The sequence below is a fragment of the Thermostilla marina genome, from assembly GCF_054657455.1.
Map to the genome: position 1 here is coordinate 2,822,902 of NZ_BAAHYR010000001.1, position 20,346 is coordinate 2,843,247.

General features: G+C 59.0%; 14 protein-coding genes and 1 tRNA gene. 12 read left to right on the plus strand and 3 right to left on the minus strand.

Going from position 1 to position 20,346, the window contains the following annotated elements; genetic code table 11:
- Positions 1 to 116 precede the first annotated feature (116 nt).
- Positions 117 to 593: a dual specificity protein phosphatase family protein gene (locus tag ACYQ2I_RS10305; protein WP_460166929.1), complete on the plus strand. Its 477-nt coding sequence runs from the start codon at positions 117 to 119 to the stop codon at positions 591 to 593.
- Between the two features lie 36 nt (positions 594 to 629).
- Positions 630 to 1,541, plus strand: coding sequence for a TIGR01777 family oxidoreductase (locus ACYQ2I_RS10310; RefSeq protein WP_460166930.1), 912 nt, complete (start codon positions 630 to 632; stop codon positions 1,539 to 1,541).
- Here the strand turns inward: ACYQ2I_RS10310 and queG are convergent.
- A complete protein-coding gene (gene queG, locus ACYQ2I_RS10315; RefSeq protein ID WP_460166931.1) occupies positions 1,533 to 2,684 on the minus strand; it encodes a tRNA epoxyqueuosine(34) reductase QueG in 1,152 nt (383 codons plus the stop codon). The genes ACYQ2I_RS10310 and queG overlap by 9 nt on opposite strands.
- Before the next feature lie 80 nt (positions 2,685 to 2,764).
- Between queG and ACYQ2I_RS10320 the strand changes: the two genes are divergently transcribed.
- From ACYQ2I_RS10320 to ACYQ2I_RS10340, 5 genes are all read left to right on the plus strand, one after another.
- The gene (locus ACYQ2I_RS10320) at positions 2,765 to 3,619 is read left to right on the plus strand and encodes a DUF1593 domain-containing protein (protein ID WP_460166932.1); all 855 of its coding nucleotides are present in this window, start codon (positions 2,765 to 2,767) and stop codon (positions 3,617 to 3,619) included.
- A complete protein-coding gene (locus ACYQ2I_RS10325) occupies positions 3,520 to 4,203 on the plus strand; it encodes a nucleoside hydrolase-like domain-containing protein (protein WP_460166933.1) in 684 nt (227 codons plus the stop codon). The genes ACYQ2I_RS10320 and ACYQ2I_RS10325 overlap by 100 nt, the downstream gene beginning before the upstream one ends.
- Positions 4,204 to 4,375: 172 nt before the next feature.
- A complete protein-coding gene (locus tag ACYQ2I_RS10330) occupies positions 4,376 to 5,710 on the plus strand; it encodes a Gfo/Idh/MocA family protein (protein WP_460166934.1) in 1,335 nt (444 codons plus the stop codon).
- A gap of 129 nt (positions 5,711 to 5,839) precedes the next feature.
- Positions 5,840 to 5,921 (plus strand) — tRNA-Leu (locus ACYQ2I_RS10335).
- A gap of 198 nt (positions 5,922 to 6,119) precedes the next feature.
- Positions 6,120 to 7,568 (plus strand): glycoside hydrolase family 27 protein, encoded by a 1,449-nt coding sequence (locus tag ACYQ2I_RS10340; protein WP_460166935.1) that lies wholly within the window; start codon positions 6,120 to 6,122, stop codon positions 7,566 to 7,568.
- A gap of 105 nt (positions 7,569 to 7,673) precedes the next feature.
- On the opposite strand, the gene ACYQ2I_RS10345 is transcribed toward ACYQ2I_RS10340, so the two are convergent.
- Positions 7,674 to 8,633, minus strand: a complete 960-nt coding sequence (locus tag ACYQ2I_RS10345) for a DUF1207 domain-containing protein (protein ID WP_460166936.1) — start codon at positions 8,631 to 8,633, stop codon at positions 7,674 to 7,676.
- 508 nt (positions 8,634 to 9,141) lie between these two features.
- Between ACYQ2I_RS10345 and ndk the strand changes: the two genes are divergently transcribed.
- The 5 genes from ndk (at position 9,142) to ACYQ2I_RS10370 (ending at position 17,932) form a co-directional block, all read left to right on the plus strand.
- Positions 9,142 to 9,600: a nucleoside-diphosphate kinase gene (gene ndk, locus ACYQ2I_RS10350; RefSeq protein WP_460166937.1), complete on the plus strand. Its 459-nt coding sequence runs from the start codon at positions 9,142 to 9,144 to the stop codon at positions 9,598 to 9,600.
- 149 nt (positions 9,601 to 9,749) lie between these two features.
- Positions 9,750 to 10,652: a hypothetical protein gene (locus ACYQ2I_RS10355; protein WP_460166938.1), complete on the plus strand. Its 903-nt coding sequence runs from the start codon at positions 9,750 to 9,752 to the stop codon at positions 10,650 to 10,652.
- Positions 10,653 to 10,780: 128 nt separating this feature from the next.
- Complete coding sequence (locus ACYQ2I_RS10360; RefSeq protein ID WP_460166939.1) at positions 10,781 to 11,566, plus strand: 3-ketoacyl-ACP reductase; 786 nt, start codon at positions 10,781 to 10,783, stop codon at positions 11,564 to 11,566.
- A gap of 373 nt (positions 11,567 to 11,939) precedes the next feature.
- Positions 11,940 to 16,280 carry a tetratricopeptide repeat protein gene (locus ACYQ2I_RS10365; RefSeq protein ID WP_460166940.1) on the plus strand — a complete coding sequence of 1,447 codons (4,341 nt, stop codon included), beginning with the start codon at positions 11,940 to 11,942 and terminating at the stop codon, positions 16,278 to 16,280.
- A 203-nt stretch (positions 16,281 to 16,483) separates the two neighbouring features.
- Positions 16,484 to 17,932 (plus strand): sulfatase family protein, encoded by a 1,449-nt coding sequence (locus tag ACYQ2I_RS10370; RefSeq protein WP_460166941.1) that lies wholly within the window; start codon positions 16,484 to 16,486, stop codon positions 17,930 to 17,932.
- Between the two features lie 20 nt (positions 17,933 to 17,952).
- Here ACYQ2I_RS10370 and ftsH read toward each other — a convergent pair whose 3' ends face one another.
- On the minus strand, positions 17,953 to 20,013 hold the full coding sequence (gene ftsH / locus ACYQ2I_RS10375; RefSeq protein ID WP_460166942.1) for an ATP-dependent zinc metalloprotease FtsH: 2,061 nt from the start codon (positions 20,011 to 20,013) through the stop codon (positions 17,953 to 17,955).
- Positions 20,014 to 20,346: the final 333 nt, after the last annotated feature.

Genomic DNA, 20,346 nt, shown 5'->3' on the forward strand with positions numbered 1-20,346 from the left:
TATTGATTTCACTTTCGAGGCGATTGCTTGTTTTCTCGGCGGCAGCGGCGAAAATTGGGAAAACTGTTGGGGCCGTCCCCTGTGTTCTCCCAGTACCACCTCCCGATGAGTCGATAATGGCCGACCGGATTCTGCCCAATCTGTTTATCGGGCCGTACATTGCGATGCCCGGCGAAATCGACCAACTGGTCGCGCGTCATCAGATCGACGCCATCCTGAATTTGCAGACGGATCGCGATTTGATCGACCGCGGTGTCGATATCGAGTCGATCCGACGTCGCTGTCGCGAGTTGGGCGTAGAACTGGTGCGTGTCCCGATTCGCGACTTTGATGTCGACGACCTCACTTGCAAATTACCGGAAGCAGCTTCCGCCTTGGCCGAGTTACTCCGCCGGGGAAAGACGGTCTACCTGCATTGCACGGCCGGAATCAACCGATCGGCTACCGTGGCGATCGCTTACTTGTACTGGTTCGAAGATCAAGATCTGGCCGAAGCCATAGAGACGGTCATGTCTCGCCACCTTTGCGAGCCGTACATCGACGCGATCCGCCGCGCGCGAAATCCCGTCGATGATCCACCGTCCGAAACATAATCTGCTCTACCTCAGTCGATACCGGAGGTGTCAACCATGCGGGTCCTCGTTACCGGTGCGACGGGGCTGATCGGAACAGAGCTATGCCGACACGCACGCAATCGCGAATGGACGGTGTACACTTTGTCGCGTCGCCGTGATGTGAATGATCCGTATCGCATCACGTGGAATCCCGAGGAACGCGAGATCGACGCCGATGAACTTCCGCCCCTGGATGCCGTCGTTCATCTTGCCGGCGAAAGCGTCGCGGGACGTTGGACCGGCGTCAAGAAAGAACGAATCCGCCGAAGCCGCATCGAAGGCACTCGATTGCTCGTCGATGTGCTCGGTGGGTCGGCCGAAAGACCGCCCGTGTTTTTCTCCGCATCGGCGGTCGGTTTCTATGGTCGTCACGGCGACGAAATCATCGACGAAAGCGAGCCTCCGGGCGAAGGTTTCTTGGCCGATACCTGCGCGGCCTGGGAAGCTGAAGCGCAACGCGCCGGCGAATGGGCCGAACGCGTCGTCATCGGTCGGGTCGGCCTCGTGCTGGCCCGCCACGGAGGAGCGTTGGCGCAGATGTTACCTCTCTTTCGCCGCGGACTAGGGGGACACCTCGGCACCGGCTTGCAGTATATGAGCTGGATCACGTTGGAAGACGTTGTCGAAGCGATTCTTTTCCTGTTAGAAGCTCCCAAGGCAACCGGGCCGTTCAACCTGACGGCACCGAACCCGGTGACGAATCGCGAATTCACTCGCACGCTGGCGACAGTGCTGCGCCGCCCCGCATGGTTTCCGGCACCTTCGTTGGCATTGAGACTCGTTCTCGGCGAAATGGCCGAGGAACTTCTTCTGCATGGTGTGCGGGCAATGCCGAAGAAGCTCCAAGAGCATGGTTTCTCGTTTCGTCATGAAACGCTCGACGAAGGCCTTCGATGGGCGTTGTCAATGCAGCGGCCTTCAACGTGATCCCCCGCAACCTTCGTCGCGCCGATCAGACGTCGTTCTCCCGTTCTCCGTAAACCTCAAGACTTCCTCGGCGGCGTGACGAACGATTTCGTCGCGATCGTGTGCCGCCTGATGGAGGGCGGCTCGCTCCCGTGTGTCGAGCCGACCGCCGTTTCGGCGCGCCCGATCGGCCAAGAGAGTGATTGCCGTTCGAAAGAGTCCGCGACGTTTCGCACGCCATAAAGGCGTCGCTTTGAATTTTCGACGAAACGCCTCTTCGTCCAGGGTGAGTATCTCGACCGGATCGAGCGTTCCCGGTACGAACGGCTGGGGAAGGGGCCGCGTGGTTGCTTGCGCCTTTCGATTCCACGGACAGACTTCTTGACAAACATCGCAGCCGAACAACCACCCGGAAAGACGTTCGTGAACGCTTTCAGGAAATGGATCTTGCGTTTCGATCGTCCAATAGCTGATACAACGTCGGGCATCGAGCACATAAGGCTGCGGAAAGGCTTGCGTGGGACATGCGTCGAGACAGCGTCGGCACGTGCCGCAATGGTCTGCAATCCACGGTTCGTCGCAAACCAGTTCGGCCGTGGTGAGTAAACCGCCGAGCAAAAACCAACTCCCGTAATCGCGCCGCAAAAGCATCGAATTCTTTCCGATCCAGCCGAGCCCTGCCCGTTGTGCCCATTCGCGTTCCAGGATCGGTGCCGTATCGACGAATGCCCGCCAGCGCGCACCGGGGATCCTTTCGCCGACGAAACGGCCGAGCCGTTTCAACAACGGACGAAGGACGTCGTGATAGTCGCGACCTCGGGCGTAACGCGCAACTCTGCCGTCCTCGCAAACCGCTCCGAAATTTTGTTTCTCGGCCGGATAACGCCACACGACCATGATGACGCTCCGACAGTCAGGCAGCAGCCTTGCCGGATGCTCGTAGGCTTCGCGTCGCCTCGCCACGTAGGTCATCCCCGCGGCGTAACCGGCTGCCAGCCAGGCATCGAGTGCATCCAGTGTGTTTGCGAGGCCCGCCCGGCACACTCCCACGGCGTCGAAGCCCAGCCGGAGTGCCTCAGCCTTGACGGCTTCGGTGGCCGCGGCGATTTCGGCGGGCGATCGCGAAGTGGCGGATCCATGTTCGCTGCTTGGAGTCTCGTTCATGCCCCAATTATACTTCTCGCATCTGTGCGAATGAGTTCCGGAGCCCTTCGTTGCCGCGTGACTTTTCTGGAGATCGGCTCATGAATCGGCTTGTGCATTGCTGCTGTTTTATCATTCTGGCGACAGCGACCACCGTATCGTTCACCGAGTTGTCGAACGCGGTGGAGACGTCTCCTGCCAAGAGCCGTATCGTCGTGCTGACCGACATTTCGAACGAACCGGACGACGAAGAATCGCTCGTTCGTTTCCTGGTTTACGCCGACCAATTCGACGTCGAAGGTTTGATCGCCACAACTTCGACGTGGTTGCGTCGCGGCCCGCGCGAAGATCTCATCCGCCGCCACTTGAACGCTTACGCCCAAGTGTTGCCTAATCTGGGTAAGCATGCCGCGGGATACCCTTCGGCAGAATCACTCATGGCTGTAACGGCAACGGGACAACCGGAATACGGTATGGCGGCCGTGGGGCCGGGGAAAACCACTCCCGGCTCACGACTGATCCTGCAAGCTGCCCGAAGACCCGATCCCCGTCCTTTGTGGATCACGGTTTGGGGCGGCGCGAACACCTTGGCGCAGGCCCTCGACGACGCACGACGGGAATGCTCGCCGAAAGAACTCCGAACGCTGACCTCGCGGCTGCGGGTGTACACCATTTCCGACCAGGATGACGCCGGCCCGTGGTTGCGCAAGACCTTTCCCGATCTGTTCTACATCGTTTCTCCTTCGACGACCGATTGGAAAGAATACTGGCGCGCGACGTGGACGGGCATCAGCGGAGATCGCCACTACAAGAACGGCCCCTATACTACCATTTCGACCTGGTCGACAACCCTTGGTTGGAAGAAAACGTCATTCACGACCACGGACCACTCGGTGCATTGTACCCGCGACTCGAATATATCATGGAAGGCGATACCCCTTCGTTCCTCGGCCTGATTCGAAACGGTCTCGCGTGGCACGAAAGTCCGGCGTACGGAGGATGGGGCGGTCGCTACGTGTTGTACCAGCCGTACGGCGAATCCCGGCCCATCTGGACAAACAATCATGACAGCCGCGACAGCGTAACGCTTCCCGACGGAAACGTCGTCTGTTCCGATCCCGCAACCATTTGGCGGTGGCGAGAGCATTTTCAGCACGATTTCGCCGCGAGAATGGACTGGTGTGTCGCGTCGCGCTACGAAGAGGCCAATCACAATCCGTTGCTTGTCATCAACGGTGACGCAGGCAAGGACCCTATCCGCCTCTCGGCGCGTCCGGGCGATGTCGTCTCGCTCAGCGCCGAGGGCTCTCATGATCCCGACGACGATACTTTGGCGATCACCTGGTTTGTGTATCCCGAAGCAGGCACATACCAGGGCCCCGTAAATATCAAAATCACTTCACCGGGCGAAGCTCGGCTGCGGGTCCCGGAAACAGATCGCCCCGAAACGATCCACGTGATCGCTCAAGCAGAAGACGACGGTGAACCGTCATTGTTCGCGTATCGCCGCGTGATCGTGACCGTGCAGCCGAAGGAATAGTTTCGGCAGCGGCGGCGCGAAACGATTCGATCCGTCCTTTCGAGTTGACAACAATTCGCCTGCGAACGATCATCACCGTGCAGTCGCGACACGTGAGGGATACCTTCGCAAGTATTGTCGATTGTCGACAATGTAGCGTCCATTCACTTCCCGACCGAACAGGAGGCCTGCCATGCGTTCCCGCCTGACACGTCGTCGTTTGTTGAAATCTGCCGTCGCTGCGTCTTCGATACTCGTCGTCCCCTCGGGGCTTGTCCGCGGATACACCGCGAACGAGAAGGTGAACATCGGTATCATCGGGTCCGGCGGGCGAGGCGGTGCGAATTTGCAGGGAGTGTCGGGCGAAAACATCGTCGCCTTGTGCGACGTCGATTCCAATCGGCTTGGCCGTGCGGCACAACGCTTTCCCCAAGCCCACACGTATCAGGACTATCGGGAACTGCTCGACAAGGAAAAGACGTTGGACGCCGTCGTGGTGAGCACACCCGACCACATGCACGCGCCGATCTCGATCCGGGCAATGCGAGTGGGGCTACACTGCTACTGCGAGAAACCTCTCACGCACGACGTACTCGAGGCGCGACAGATGGTCGAAGCCGCCCAGGCAAAAAACCTCGTTACGCACATGGGCACCCCCGGTCGCGGCGAGGAACACACGGTGCGGACGGTGGAAATCATCCGCAGCGGCGCACTCGGTGATGTTCTCGAAGCCCACTATTGGACGAATCGTCCCATTTGGCCTCAGGGGTTCGACCGTCCCGAAGGTGAAGATCCGGTACCCGACACGCTGGATTGGAACCTGTGGATCGGTTCAGCGCCGATGCGTCCCTTCAAAGACAAGTGGCCCGAAAATCATCCTGTCTACCAATTGCCCGGTCCGCAACGGAAAAGCCAAGTCTATCATCCGTTTGTATGGCGCGGCTGGTGGGATTTCGGCACCGGAGCGCTGGGCGATATCGCGCCGCACGCCATTCATACCGCGTACTGGGGCTTGGAGTTGACCACCCCGGTCAAGGTCGAAGTGGTTGAACGTTCGGGACCGGTCACCGAGATGTTCCCCTTGGCCAGCGTCATTTGCTTTCATTTCATCGTGCCCAAAACGGGAAAGCCGTTCAAACTCTATTGGTACGACGGCGGAAAGACGCCGCCGAAGGATCTGCTCAACGGGCAGGAGGCCCCCTCGGGCGGATGGGTGATCGTCGGTTCAAAAGAAACAATCGGCGTGGGCAATAAATCGATCAATGCGTTTCCCGACGTTCCCAAGACGCTGCGGCGGTACGGATCAATGTACGAGGAATGGCTCGGCGGCATCAAATCCGGCGATCCTGAAAAGCCCAGCTGCCCATTTTCTTATGCCGGTCCGCTGACGGAATCGTACTTGCTGGGCAATATCGCCCTCAAGCTGGACCGCACCATCGAATGGGACGCGAAACAGGGCCGGATTTCGAACATTCCGGAAGCAAACTCGCTTTTGTCGCGCGAGTACCGCTCCGGCTTCGAGCCGTAACGATTCGGCCACTCGTCGACGAATGATTTCAGGTGGCCCCCAACCACCTTGGCGAGAAGGTTGCGCGCCGACTAAAATAAGAGCTCGACAGGGTTGCGCTGGGCAGACGGCCGAGGCGGCGCCCTTTGAGCGGACGTGGTGGAACTGGCAGACACGCAGGACTTAGGATCCTGTCCCGCAAGGGGTGAGGGTTCGACTCCCTCCGTCCGCAGCTTACCCGTCGGAAACGGGGGCTTGTGGGGGATACTAGGATAGGGCCGAAAGCACGATCGCCGTGCGCTTCTGCCCGGGGTTTTGCGAACTCGACCGTTTTCTCGCGCCGAATGCTCGATCGGCACTTGATGTCGGTGTGCGCGATGAGCCCGCGCATTCCGACGAGGAAAACGGTCCGTCTCCAGAGAGGTTTCCCATGAAACGACGCACGTTCAACTGGGCCGTATTGTGTGGCGCCGCAGCCGCCGGCGCCGGAACCTGGACGACCGCCGAACGCAGTTTCGGTCGGCAAAGCGCGGAAACTCCCGTCGAAGAATGGCTGGCAAGAGTTGCCCCACGCCCGCCGATGGGTTGGAACAGCTACGACGCCTACGACTGCCGGATCAATGAGCAAGAGTTCCGCGCGACGGTCGACTTCATGGCCGAACACCTACTTCCGCATGGATGGGAGTACGCCGTCATCGACTTCATTTGGTTCAACCCGGCCCCCGGCGTCCACCAAATGCCTGGAAAGCGCTTTGGACACCCCGACGTGCGGCTCGACGAAAACGGACGTCCGATCGATCGGCTGGCGATGGATCCGTACGGCCGATTGCTTCCGGCCGTCGAGCGATTTCCTTCGGCGGCGGACGGAAAAGGTTTCAAGCCGCTTGCCGACTATGTTCACGGCAAGGGCATGAAGTTCGGCATCCACATCATGCGAGGTATTCCACGCCAAGCCTATTACGACAACACCCCCATTCTGGGCACGAATCTCCATGCCCGCGACATCGCCGAACCGTGGGACACCTGCCGCTGGTGCAACAATATGTTCGGGGTCGACACCACCAAACCCGGCGCGCAGGAATACTACGATTCGCTGTTTCAGCTATACGCCGAATGGGGTGTCGACTTCGTCAAGGCGGACGACATGATGTTCCCCGTGTATCACAAAGGGGAAATCGAGGCGATGCACAAGGCGATTCGCAAGTGCGGACGTCCGATCGTGTTGAGCCTTTCCTGCGGCGAGGCACCGCTCGGTCATGCCCATCACGTTTTCCGACACGCGAACATGTGGCGGATTTCGGCCGATTTCTGGGACAATTGGGAATCGCTCCGCCACAACTTCGACTTGCTGAACGCCTGGTCGCCCTTCATTGCGCCGGGACGTTGGCCGGATGCCGACATGTTGCCGATCGGCCACCTTTCGCTCGATGGACGTCCCCACGGTCCCGATCGCCAGTCGCAATTCAGCTGGCCCGAGCATTACACCTTGATGAGCCTGTGGTGCATCGCGCGGTCTCCCCTGATGATGGGCGGCGACTTGTTGACCTCGTCCGAAAAGTCACTCTCGTTCCTGAAGAACGATGAAGTGTTGGCCGTCAATCAAAACAGCGTCGACAATCGACAGGTCATCAAGGAACGAAACAAGGTAATCTGGATCGCCACCGATCCCGACACCGGCGACAAATACCTCGGCCTTTTCAACATCGGGGAAACCGAAGCCTGGATCCAGTTCGAGTTCGAGTACGAAATGCTTCGCGGAAAGTTCCGCATTCGTGACCTGTGGGCTCACAAAGACCTCGGCGAATTCGAGAAAACGTTCGCCGCAAAACTTCCGCCCCACGGCGCGGGACTCTACCGCATGACGAAGGTCTCGACGTAACCCCGAACCCGCCTTTAGGGGCACGAAAAGCACAACGGCGACCTCGATAGTGCATCCAGGTCGCCGTTGCTGTCGATATCGATAGACTGTCGCGTCGCAAACCGATCAATAGTCGTACCACAACGCCAGGCCGAGTTTCTCTTCGTATTGATCGTAAAACTCGAACTGCTCGCTCTGGCCGACGAAGTACTGCATTCCCATCCGAAACATGTGTCCGGCCGGTGCGAGCCACATCCACCCGGTTTGCACCACGAGGTTACCGCCGAAATCGACCTCTTCCCGCAGGTGCGAGCCGACCGCCACAAAAGGAGCCCCGATGGCGTCGCCCGGCACGGCGGGCGTGTACTCAACCCCAAACTGGAATTCCCACGGCTTCGAACCACCGTCGGAACTGAACGCCCAACCCATTTCGGCGTAAAGTCGCAGTTCATCGATCGGATACCACGACTCACCCAATACGAGAACGTCGCGCGAATAATTCAGCCGTCGTGTTCCGGGAAAGCGAAGTAAGAACTCGTCACCCAAGTGCGAGCTCAGATGATAGTACGCGAACTTGGTTTGCCACTGCCGCGTACCAAAGGTAATCGGAATGCCGAACCGGAAATCGGCCGAGATGACGTCGTTCTCATGCTCCATGTCCAGCCGAGGCAGTCCCGCCCCTTCGATATCGACCTGAAATCCTTCCGGCCGAAAACTGTCGCCCGTACCGTATCGAAAGATCCCGACGCGTCCCCCCAAGGCAATATCCCACATCCAGCCCCAATCCCGTTCGTGCATCCACTGGGACGCAAATCGGGACTCTTTAACACCGGCAAGATAGGAGCGATAGATAAGCCCATCAGGGAGCACCTGCCAATGGTATGAATCCTCCCTTCCGACAGGGGCCATCGAATAGTCACTTGCATCGCCGACGAAGACTTCGTACGACGCTTGCTCGACCGAATCATCCTGACGGAGGGTGTCGGCAAATCCTTTCGACGGCGACAAGTCTGTTTCGACATCGACCGTCATCCGATCAGCTAAGAACGCCAACGAACGGCGGGTTTGCGCGCGCAGTCGCTGCACGCGAGGCCCTTGAATACCTTGGAGGTTTGGAAGATGCCGACGAGCGTTGCCGAAGAATTCGCCTGCTGAGGCACGGATTCGCCCACCCCCTACAATCAAGACCGCCACAAACGCCCCAATGATCAAAAGGCGAATCGACCGTGCGACGCGAGTCACGGCGTAGCGATTTTGCCTCCCTGCTGAGGCGTCCGCTCGATTGACATCGATCACGATTCTCATCCTTGCGTATCACGTGGTCCAACGGCGCGTACCGATGTCGCCATCGTGCCCCCTTCGCATCTCTTTATCGGCAAAGTATGACGATTCGGGGACTTTTTGTCGGCCTCAATCATCAAAAGCCGGACACATCGCCCCCCTGCTATCCCTTCGAGACGCTCGAACGTCCCTTTCCGTTACAATTGCCCAGCTTGTGAGGCGTTTCACCATCGGCTAGACTGTCGCTTTTCATGCCCCGTCTTCCGAGCAAGTCAACAAATACAGGCTTTGCAAAAACTGGAGAAACTGCGAAATGGAGAGAACGCTCGTTCTGTTGAAACCCGACTGTGTTCAGCGACGTTTGGTGGGGCGTGTTCTTGCGAGATTCGAAGATAAGGGCTTGAACATCGTGGCCATGAAACTCATGCGGGTGACGCCCGAGTTGGCCAAGCGTCATTACGCAGAACACGTCGAGAAGGCGTGGTACCCCACCCTCGAGGCGTTCATCACCGGCGGTCCTTTGGTAGCCATGATCGTCGAAGGTCCCGATGTCATTCGCGTGGTTCGCGAAATGGTGGGAGCGACCAACGGGCTGAACGCGGCACCGGGCACGATTCGCGGGGACTTCAGTTCCAGTCGGCAGATGAATCTCGTGCATGCCTCGGACGGGCCGGAATCGGCCGCCCGCGAAATCGAGATTTTCTTCAATCCCGACGAAATCTGTGAATATACCCCCACGATTGAGCCGTGGCTACGGGCCGCCGACGAGTGATCCCGCGCCCCAATGCGCCCATCGGCTCCTGAAACGCGACAATGACGTATTTTGTACATAGATCGCAGCGGCGAACGGGGGCGATTGAAGCACACGCCCTCCCGCGCCGTACCGGTCGTTGATTGCCGTTTTCGGACCGAGGTGGCGCGATGCGCGTGTATCGTCATTGGCATCGAATCGAGGTCAAGGTTCAGGATCCGCACGGGCGCGATTGGTGGCTTTGCGAATTCGGCTGGTCGGAAAACGCCCCGGACGATGCCGTCCGCATGGCCGAAGAGCGTGTCCAGCGACGCCGCAAGCTGCTCGCCGAAGGCAAGTGGCCGCCGCCTCGTGACGAGAACCGCCCGAGGCCGCCTCGAGATTACGAGCAGTACCCCAACCGGCCGCCGCGAGAGGAAATCGTGCGCGAGATTGCGGGGCCGCGGGGTACAGATGCGATCGTTACCCGCAACAGTTACGGGGCTTTAGTTCTTTGTGCCGCCGAACTGATGTTTGTGGACGTCGATCTGCCGCAACTCCCTGCCCCCCCGAAGAAGAGTTGGCTTGCCAGGCTTTTCGGCGATAAAGACCTACCGGAGGATTCCGCAGAATCGATCGAACACGAGTGCTTGGCACGGATTCGCCACACGCTGGAACGTTTTCGCGTGTTGAACGCACGGGTCTATCGCACGGCAGGTGGGTTCCGCTGCGCCGTACTGGATCGCCCGATGCAGCCCGATTCGGAAGAAAGTCGCCAATTGATGGAAACAATGGAGGCCGACCCGCTCTACGTGCGAATGTGCCGCAGGCAAGAATGTTTCCGTGCACGGCTGACTCCTAAGCCGTGGCGATGCGACCTCGAATTGCCGCCACACAGCTTCCCATTCGCCTCGCCGACGGCAGAACAAAGCTACCGCGAATGGGAAGCGTCGTACGACCAAGGGATTGCCGGGTGGAGCGTGTGTCGCCTTGTCGATACGATCGACGACGGGCCCGTGCATGCGGGCTTCGAACCGCTGATCGGCCTGCACGACCAACTCACACGTTGCGACACGAACGCGCCCCTGGCGTAGGGAACCGAACGTCGCTGCTGCGGTATCGGGGCTGTTTCCGGCGTCCCGCGTTTGTGCTATGGTAGCGTACCACTAGGCGAGCGAATGCCGCGTGCAGGCGAGCATCGTACACGGGGGAGAGACCTGAAATGCAAACCGAGGCCAACGGGCAAGTAGCCATCATTACCGGAGGATCACGAGGCATCGGACGAGGCATTGCCGTCGAGTTAGGAAAACTCGGTATGCGGCTGATCGTAAATTACGTGAATCGTGCCGATGCGGCCGAGGAAACGCTGCGGTTGGTTCGCGATGCCGGCGGGGACGGACTCGCCGTTCAAGCGAATGTGGCCGAATTAGTGGATCATCGGAAGCTAATCGATGCCGCATTGGACAGGTACGGCCGTCTGGACGTTTTGGTGAATAATGCGGGCATTACCTCGCAAGGCCGCAAAGATATCCTTGAAGCGACCGAAGAAAGCTGGGATCTCGTGTTCGCCGTCAATCTGAAGGGGCCGTTTTTCTTGACCCAAGCTGTTGCTCGGGAAATGCAGGATTGCATCCGAAACGGCAGGCAAGAGTCGGGGACGATCATCAACATTTCGTCGATCTCGGCGTTCACGGTTTCGGTCAACCGTGCCGACTACTGTATGACGAAAGCCGCCATGGGCATGATGACAAAACTCTTCGCCCAGCGACTCGCCGAGTCGAACATCCGCGTGTACGAAATCCAACCCGGCGTGATCGAAAGCGATATGACCGCTCCCGTCAAAGAAAAGTATGACCGACTGATCGCCGAAGGGCTCTGGCCGATTCGTCGCTGGGGAACCCCCAAGGACGTTGGTTTGGCCGTGCGGGCGCTCGTTTCAGGTGAATTTCCGTTCAGTACCGGGGAACAAATCCGCGTCGACGGCGGCTTCCACATCCGAACCCTGTAGGTGTCCCCGTCGCGCCGGGGACGGTCTTTTCAGGGGGTACGATTCCCTGTCGGGGCAATTATACTGAATCATCCCGGCACGCTTTCCCAAACGCCCGGAAAACAGCCGACAGGCCGCCCGAACTGCAGTGCATACCGTACACTTGTGTTGCGTGCACGGTACGCACTTCAATACAGAGAAGAAGGCTCTATATTGTGTGCGATCAACGGCTGATTGATCGATTTCGACAACGTTTGCGTATATTTGATCGGGCATCGTCCTCACGTCGGGCGATGGGGCAGATTCTTTTTGCGTGGAAACCGAACAACCACCCCGGGTCGCTCTTGCGTCGGTCTCCACGAAACGGACTCGTGCGACAGGAAAATCATTCGCAATGGCTCGACGCACTCTGAATTCCCGTTTTTTGCTCCTTTTGGTTGCCGCCGTGGTGCTGGTCGGTGGTGTCGGGTTCGGGGTACACCGATTTCAGATCTACCGGAACGCCGGCATCTTTTTGGCGCAGGCCGACGCGGCGGAAAAAGAAGAAAATTGGCCGGATGCGCTCAAGTACCTGCAGTGGTACTTGAACCTGCGCCCGGACGATCTCGACGCCAAGGCTCGTTTGGGCAGCATATTGGTCAAGCTCAAAGCCTACGGCCAGGCCTACCGGGTTCTTGAGGACGTCGTGCGCCGCGATCCCGAACGGGCCCAATCACGTCGCGAACTAGTCGAGGTCGAATTGGCAATCGGCCGATTCCGCGATGCGCTAATCCACCTCGACAAGCACCTCTTGAAGGAAGCTCCCGACGATCCTGAGCTGTTGTTTTTCAAAGGGCGATGCCAAGCGGGGCTGGGAGAATACGCAACCGCAGTCGCGACTTTTCGTGAGGCGACGGCTAGAGCATCGGATTATCGGGAGCCCTACGTAGCTGCGGCCGTCGTGCTGAGGGAGCGTCTCAAGCGTCCTTCCGAGGCCGATCGACAAATCGAGGAATTGGTCACAGCGAATCCCGACGATCCGCAAGCGCACCTAGCGGCCGCCCAGTATTACCATTCCTACGACCTATACGAAAAAGCTCGCCAAGAGGCGGAAGCTGCCCTTCAACTCGCTCCGGATGATATCAACGCGCTGCTGATCGCCACCGATTCGGCTATCCGGCTCGAAGATTTCGACGATGCTCAGACACTAGCCGATCGAATTCTCGAGTTACGCCCCGACGCTCCGGAGATCTACTTGCTGCTTGCCAAAACGGCCGCGGCCCAAGACAAGCCGGACGAAGTCATTTCGTGGTTGGAAAGAGGCCTTGCGGCCACGGACAACGATCCCGAATTGCTTTGGAATTTGGTTCGAACGTTCATCGATCAAGACAAACTCGACCAGGCCGAGGCACGATTGGCCGAGCTGGCCGATACCGACTACCCCAAACAGCGCATCGATTTCGTGCAAGCGCTGTTGTTGTGCGCGCGCGGTGAATGGCGGCGGTCGGCGACGATGTTGGAACGAATTCGCCCGCAGTTTGCCCAGGAACCTGATATTCTCAAGCAGATCGATTTCTACCTGGGCTTTTGCTACGGACAAGTGGGCAACACCGACCAGCAAATGGCGGCCTACCAACGGGCGGTAGATACGGATCCGATGTGGGCTGCCGCGAGGGCGGGTCGGGCGATGGCACTTGTCGGTATGGGCCGTATCAACGAGGCCCTAAACGAATATCGCACGTTACTACAGTTGGGCAAAATGACGCCCGAGATGCTCCTTCAGATGGCGCGGCTGATGGTGCTGAAAAACCTCAGCGCACCGGCCGGAACGCGGGACTGGCGCCCCGTCGAAAGTCTCTTGTCGCAATTGGCCGAGCGCGATCCCGACAGTCCGAGCATTCCCATTTTGCGCGCCGAAATATTGGTCTCCGAAGACCAAACGGACCAGGCCGAATCGCTGATTCAGGCGGCCATTGAAAAACATCCGGATCAAGTCGAGCTCCCGCTGGCGTTGGCGGCCTTGAACGCGCGGGTCGGCAAGTTCGACAAAGCCCGCGAAGTCCTCGACCGTCTGCGAAATCAGCAAGGAGACAGCGCGGCCCTGCGACTGGCCGAAGCCCGCTTGCTTCTTCAAGAGGGCAAGGAGGATGAATTCAAAGCCAGACTCGACGAATTTGCGTCGGGAACCGAGCAATTTCCGCGGGAAGATCGCCTGACGTTGTTGTCGGGTTTGGCCGGATTGGCAATTCAAGTTGGCGAGTACGCGAAGGCCCGTACTTGGTGTGCCGAGTTGGCCGAGGCCGCTCCGAACAATCTTCGGCTACAACTGCTGCTGTTCGATTTGTCGGTGCGTTCCCAAGATCCAGAGGCGCTGGCTCCTGTCTTGGACGACATCAAGCGCATTGAAGGTGAAGGGCCGTTGTGGCACTACGGAACCGCCTTGCGACTTTTCCTTTCGGCCGATTCCAAGGACTCTCCGGAACTCGCCGAAGCCGTCTCGCATTTGCGCGAAGTAGAACGTGAACGTCCCAATTGGTATCGGCCCCCATGGCTGCGTGCAATGATCGAAGATTTGCGCGGCAACGAAGACGCGGCCTTGACGTACTATCTGAAGGCCATCGACCTGGGAGATCGCAGCAGCACGTCGATTCAGCGGGCGGTGCAACTCTTGTACGGTCAACAGCGGTTCGTCGAGGCCGATCAGGTCATTCGCCGCATGCAGGAACGCCAAACGCCGTTTTCGTCCGAGTTGGGACGGCTTGCGTCCGACATCTCGTTGCGATTGGAAGAGTACGATCGGGCTCTCGTAATGGCACGTGGAGCCGCGACCGGTTCCGACGACTACCGTGACCACGTGTGGTATGCGACCGTTCTCAGTGTAGCGGGCCTGCGCAGTCAAGCTACCGGTCAAGCGGAACAATCGCAAAACTACATGGACGAGGCCGAAAAGGAATTTCGCCTGGCCACTCAAATGGCGCCCAAAGAAATCCCCGCCTGGGTCGCGTTGATCCAGTTCTATGCCCGAACGAATCAGTCCGACAAGGCGAATGCGGCGATCGAAGAGGCCCAATCGGCAATTCCCGCCGGTCTGGCACCTCTTGCGTTGGCCCAATGCTATGAGGCACTCAAGGATCCCGAAGCCGCCGAACGTCACTACCGCGAAGCATTGGCGGCATCGCCGGATGATCCGACCGTCGTGCGACAAGTCGCGGAATTCTTCCTTCGCGCCGGGCGCACCGACGAAGCCGAATCGCAGTTGCGACGGTTCGTCGCGGGAGAACTAAACGCCAAGCCGGAAGATGTCGTGTGGGCACGGCGGGCAATGGCCCTGATGATGGCCGGCCGCGGCGGTTACTCGAACCTCACGCAAGGTCTCGAATTGATTCGCCAGAATCTCACCAGCGAATCGGCTCGCATTCAAGATCAGCGTGCCGAGGCCATCCTGCTCGCGTCGCATCCGAAGTATCAAATGCGATTGCGAGCCCGAAAGATCCTGGAAGAGGTCGTCGCCAACACGAACGAAAGCACGCCGCAAGACCGCTATATCCTCGCCAGACTCTATATGGCCGATCGCGACGTCGTAAACGCCTCACGGCACATGCGGGCACTGTTGGCCGCCGCCGGCGACAATCCACTTTACGTACGCACGTACGCGCAATTCTTGTTGGAACAAGGAGAAGTCGCCGAGGCTTCGGTGTGGACGAATCGGCTCGAACAACTTGCCCCAGACGATTTCTCGACCGTCGCCCTGCGGGCGGACATCCTCGTTCGCCAAAAACGCTATGATGACGCAATCGCGCATTTGAAGGCCTACCTCGATAAGCCGATCCCAGAGGAAACGACCGGCAACGGCTCGAATCCCCCTCCCGAAGCGACCTCTCCCGGCGGTAACGGCAACCAAACGGCCGAAACCCGGCCGTCGGTGATGGAGTTGCGGGGAGCCGTCGTCGGAATGGCGTTCGAGCGGCTTGCAGCCTATCTGACCTCGCAGGGCAACCAGGAGCAAGCCGACCGCTATTATGGTGAAGCGGAAGCCCAATACCGGCGTTTCATTGAAGCGCATCCCGAAGCTCAACTGATGTTGGCGGCTTTCTTGGCGCGGCGAGGTCGTCTCGACGAGGCGGTCACGATGCTCGAAGAGTATTGGGACGACAGCGATCCAGCTTTGGTGCAGGCGGCCACTTCAGTGCTGGCATTGAAGGTCGTCGGTACTCCCCTATTCGATCGCGTGCTGGCCGTCGTTCTCGCGGCCGCCGATAAGTTCGAACGGCCGCTTCCCCTGTTGATGAATTTGGCCGACATGTACGGCTTCAACCGCGAAATCGAAAAGGCGGTAGCCGTGTACCAGGAAATCTTGCAGAGGGACCCCACCAACATCGTCGCGATCAACAACTTGGCCGTGATGTTGGCATACCTGCGCGTACGCTTGGATGAATCGGCCAAGCTGATCGATCAGGCAATCAAGCTTGCCGGCCCCACCGGCAACCTGCTCGATTCGCGGGCAATCATTCGCATGGCCCGCGATGACCCGCGGGGCGCGTTGATTGATCTCGACGAAGCGATCGCCGACAAACCCAGCGGAACGCTCTTGTTTCACAAAGCCCAAGCCTTGATGCAGTTGGGGCGTATGGAAGAAGCCAAGCAAGTCCTCGCCCGTGCCATCGAAATGGGCCTGACGACCGATGCGTTGCACCCCCTCGAACGTGCCGCCTTCGACGACCTGGTCGCGGCCATCGGTCCCAAAGACGAGTCGTAATCGCACCTCACCTTTCAGAAAAACGCGGCGTTACTCTCTCCCGTTGGCGCATGGCTCTTACAGGGCCTTGCTCGTCGGTCACACACCACGCCGCGCATTCTGCGTATACCGTTTGATTGCCCCGCGTGTTGCACGCAATTACCATAGCGGCAATGTCGTTGGCTCGATCGTTCACTGAAGATACGCTGAGGAAGGCAAATATCATGAAAGTGCGCATGCAAATCTCGGTGCTCGTAAATGCGGCCCTGACGGCATTGTTTTGCCTATCCATTGTCCGGGCGTATGCTGCGGAATCGCAGCCGAACATCGTGCTTGTGATGGCCGACGATCAAGGCTGGGGAGAAACCGGCTATTACCATCACCCCGTTTTGAAAACCCCGAACATCGACGCGATGGCCGCTTCGGGCCTGCGATTCGACCGGTTCTACGCCGGAGCCCCCAACTGCTCCCCGACACGCGCTACCGTCATGACGGGACGATCCCACGATCGTACCGGCGTGCTCAATCATGGATACGCCTTGCATCGCCAAGAAAAGACGATCGCCCAGGCACTTACGAAGGCGGGGTACGTCACGGGTCACTTCGGAAAGTGGCATCTCGACGGATTTCGCGGGCCGGGCGTTCCCATTCTCGCCGACGACACGCATTCGCCGGGCGTGTTCGGTTTCCAAGAATGGCTCTCGGTCACAAATTTCTTCGACATGAATCCCTTGATGAGCCGCAAGGGGAAGTTCGTGGAGTTTGAGGGAGATTCGTCGGAAATCATCGTCGACCAAGCATTGAAATTCATCGCCGAAGTCAGCGCATCGAAAAAGCCCTTCTTTACGGTAATTTGGTACGGTTCCCCGCATTCACCCTTCCGTGCGTCCGACGCCGACAAAAAGGCGTTCGGCGATCTTTCGCCCGGCGATGCCGACCATTACGGTGAACTCGTCGCCATGGATCGCAGCATCGGCACACTACGAAAAGGCTTACGGGAATTGGGTATCGCCGACAACACGTTGGTGTGGTATTGCAGTGACAACGGGGGACTTCCAAGAATTCAGCCCGATACCGTGGGCGGTCTGCGCGGCTATAAAGGTTCGGTGTACGAGGGCGGCCTGCGCGTGCCGTGCGTGGTCGAATGGCCCACCGTCATTCGCAAGGCCCGAGTGACTTCGTACCCGGCGGCAACACTCGATATTTTCCCGACGATCGCCGACCTCCTCGACCTCCCCGACGATGCGATGCTCCATCCGATCGACGGGATCAGCCTCGTCCCGGTCCTTCAAGGAAAAGCGGGGACAACACGTCCCAAGCCCCTTCCATTCCGACACACCGGACGTGGCGCCTGGATCGACAACGACTGGAAGCTCGTCGTGCCCGACATCGCCAAGGACGCGGTGGAATTGTACAACTTGGCGAACGATCCCCACGAAACGACGAATCTTGCCGAACGCGAACCGAAGCGAACGCAAGCGATGCTGGCCGCTTTCCGCGCATGGAGTGCGTCGGTCGACCGATCGCAGGCCGGCCTGGATTATCCGGAAAAACGCGTGTGGGATGACGAACCGGGCTCCCGCGACTGGGCGACGTCGCCGGAATACGCCCCCTACCTCGATATCCTGAAACAACGACCGGAATACGCCGGCCGAATCAAGTCCTCTCGCTGAGCGGGACGACCGCCGCATATTTACCGATCGCTGTCATCGGTCTCACTCGAAGACGACTCTTCGACATCGGGAGTCTCGCCGTCCGCTTCCGACGGGGCTCCCGATTCGGTCTTCGCCGTTTCCTCGCGAGATACCGACGAAGAATCGGTAGAACCGTGCAGCGATTTGTTCGCCGGCGGGCCTAGAATCGCAGCGATCTCCGCTTCTTCGAGGACTTCCGCCTTTTCCAGGGCGGCAGCCAAGGCGTCGAGCTTGTCGCGTTTGTCTCGCAGCAAGTCTTCCGCGCGTCCCGCGGCTTCGTTGAGAAGTCGTGAGATCTCTTCGTCGATCAATTGCGCAGTATGTTCACTGAATTCTCGCGGGCCTGCCATGTCGCGCCCCAAGAAGGGGTGATCTTCGCTGAAACGATAGGACACCGGCCCGAGACGTCGACTCATTCCCCAGTGCATGACCATGTGTCGGGCCAAGTCTGTTGCCTTCTTCAGGTCGTCCGAGGCACCGGCACTCAGCTCCTGAAACACGAGCCGTTCCGCCGCGCGCCCTCCCAAAAGAAAAGCGAGCCGCATGTATAATTCCGATTCACAGATATTGACACGATCCTCGTCGGGCAAGATCTGCGTGACGCCCAATGCCCGGCCTCGCGGAATGATCGTGACCTTGTGCACGCGGTCGGCGTTCGGATCGAACCAGGCCAGCAAGACGTGCCCTGCCTCGTGATACGCGGTGATGCGTTTTTCTTTCGGGCTGAGGACCTCCTCACGTTTCGCGCCCATCAACACCTTGTCGCGTGCATACTCGAAGTCCGACATGTCGACCTTGTCCTTCCCGCATCGGGTCGCCCACAAGGCCGCTTCGTTCACGAGATTGCGAATGTCGGCACCCGTCAGGCCGACCGTTCCTGCCGCGAGTCGCTCCAGGTCGACATCATCGGCCAAGGGGACCTTTCGGCAATGCACCCGGAAGATGGCCAAACGAGCCTGAAGGTTGGGACGATCGACGGTGATATGCCGGTCGAAACGGCCCGGACGCAACAAGGCCGGATCGAGGATGTCAGGGCGGTTGGTCGCCGCCATCACGATCACGGAGTCGTTTTGGGTGAAGCCGTCCATCTCGCTGAGAATCTGGTTCAGCGTCTGCTCCCGCTCATCGTGACCGCCGCCCAGCCCCGCACCGCGCACCCGACCGACGGCATCGATCTCGTCGATGAACAGAATACACGGCGAGTTTTCTTTCGCTGTGTTGAACAGGTCCCGAACGCGACCGGCCCCGACGCCGACGAACATCTGAATGAATTCGGATCCGTTGACCGTAAAAAAGGGAACTCCGGCCTCGCCGGCAACGGCCCGAGCAAGCAAAGTTTTCCCCGTTCCCGGCGGCCCGTTGAGAAGCACTCCCTTGGGTACGCGACCGCCCAACCGCTGAAAACGTTCCGGATTCTTGAGAAACTCGACGATCTCCTGCAATTCGGCCTTGACACCTTCCAACCCGGCAACGTCATCGAACGTCACGCGATCGCCTTCGGCGGAATATCGCTTGGCGGGACTCTTGGTAAAGCCCGTCAACACGCTACCGCCGAGCATCTGGTCGCGCGTGCGCCGAAACATGAACCACACGACTACCACCAGTCCGATCATCACCGCGATATAGACACCGAACATCCAGCTCGTGCTGTCGGGCGGTTCGTCGGCCGAATAGTTTTCGCCCAAGGCTTGGACGAGTTGCTTGTCGAGTTCACTATCTCCCAACGCGGCGGGTGGCAAGACGACAACGAACTCCTTAGGCGCATCGACCAGTTTCTGCAACCGGCGGTCCAACCGTCTGGGAGGCGTCTTGTACTCACCGTACAAGCGCATGCCGCGAATTTCCGCCTTCGCGATGTTGCCCTCGCTCAGAATTTTTCGAAACTCACCGTACGGGATCGTTTCGCGCTGCGCGGTCGTGCGACCGAACATCAACACGGCCGCAAGCAGCGCCAGGACGCCCAGCATCATGATCGCTTGCGGGGGAATCCGACGCACCCCGCCCGGCCCCTTCGGTGATTCTTTCTTCTCTTCCGGACGTTGTTGTGGATTCTGCTCCATCAAGCACCTCATACCGGAGGTATATACCCAGATAGGCTGTTAGGGGGATGACGCCCGCCCCATGATCTCGCGCCACCAAATGCAATCTTGTATTTTACCGCATCGTGCGAAAATCGACGACAGCACGCCCCATGGATGGGGTATTGTCACGCAAGGCAATACCGACAGGGGGAACGTTTCCACGCAAGTACGGCCAGCCTCAAAAATCTTAACGCAATCCCCTGCCCTGGAGGAGGTTACGCGTTCGAAACTTCCGCAAAAAATTCAATCGTCCCAAAAATGTATCTCGCTGCTTTGTGACAACTTATGACCAAATCTGCCTGAAAAATTATT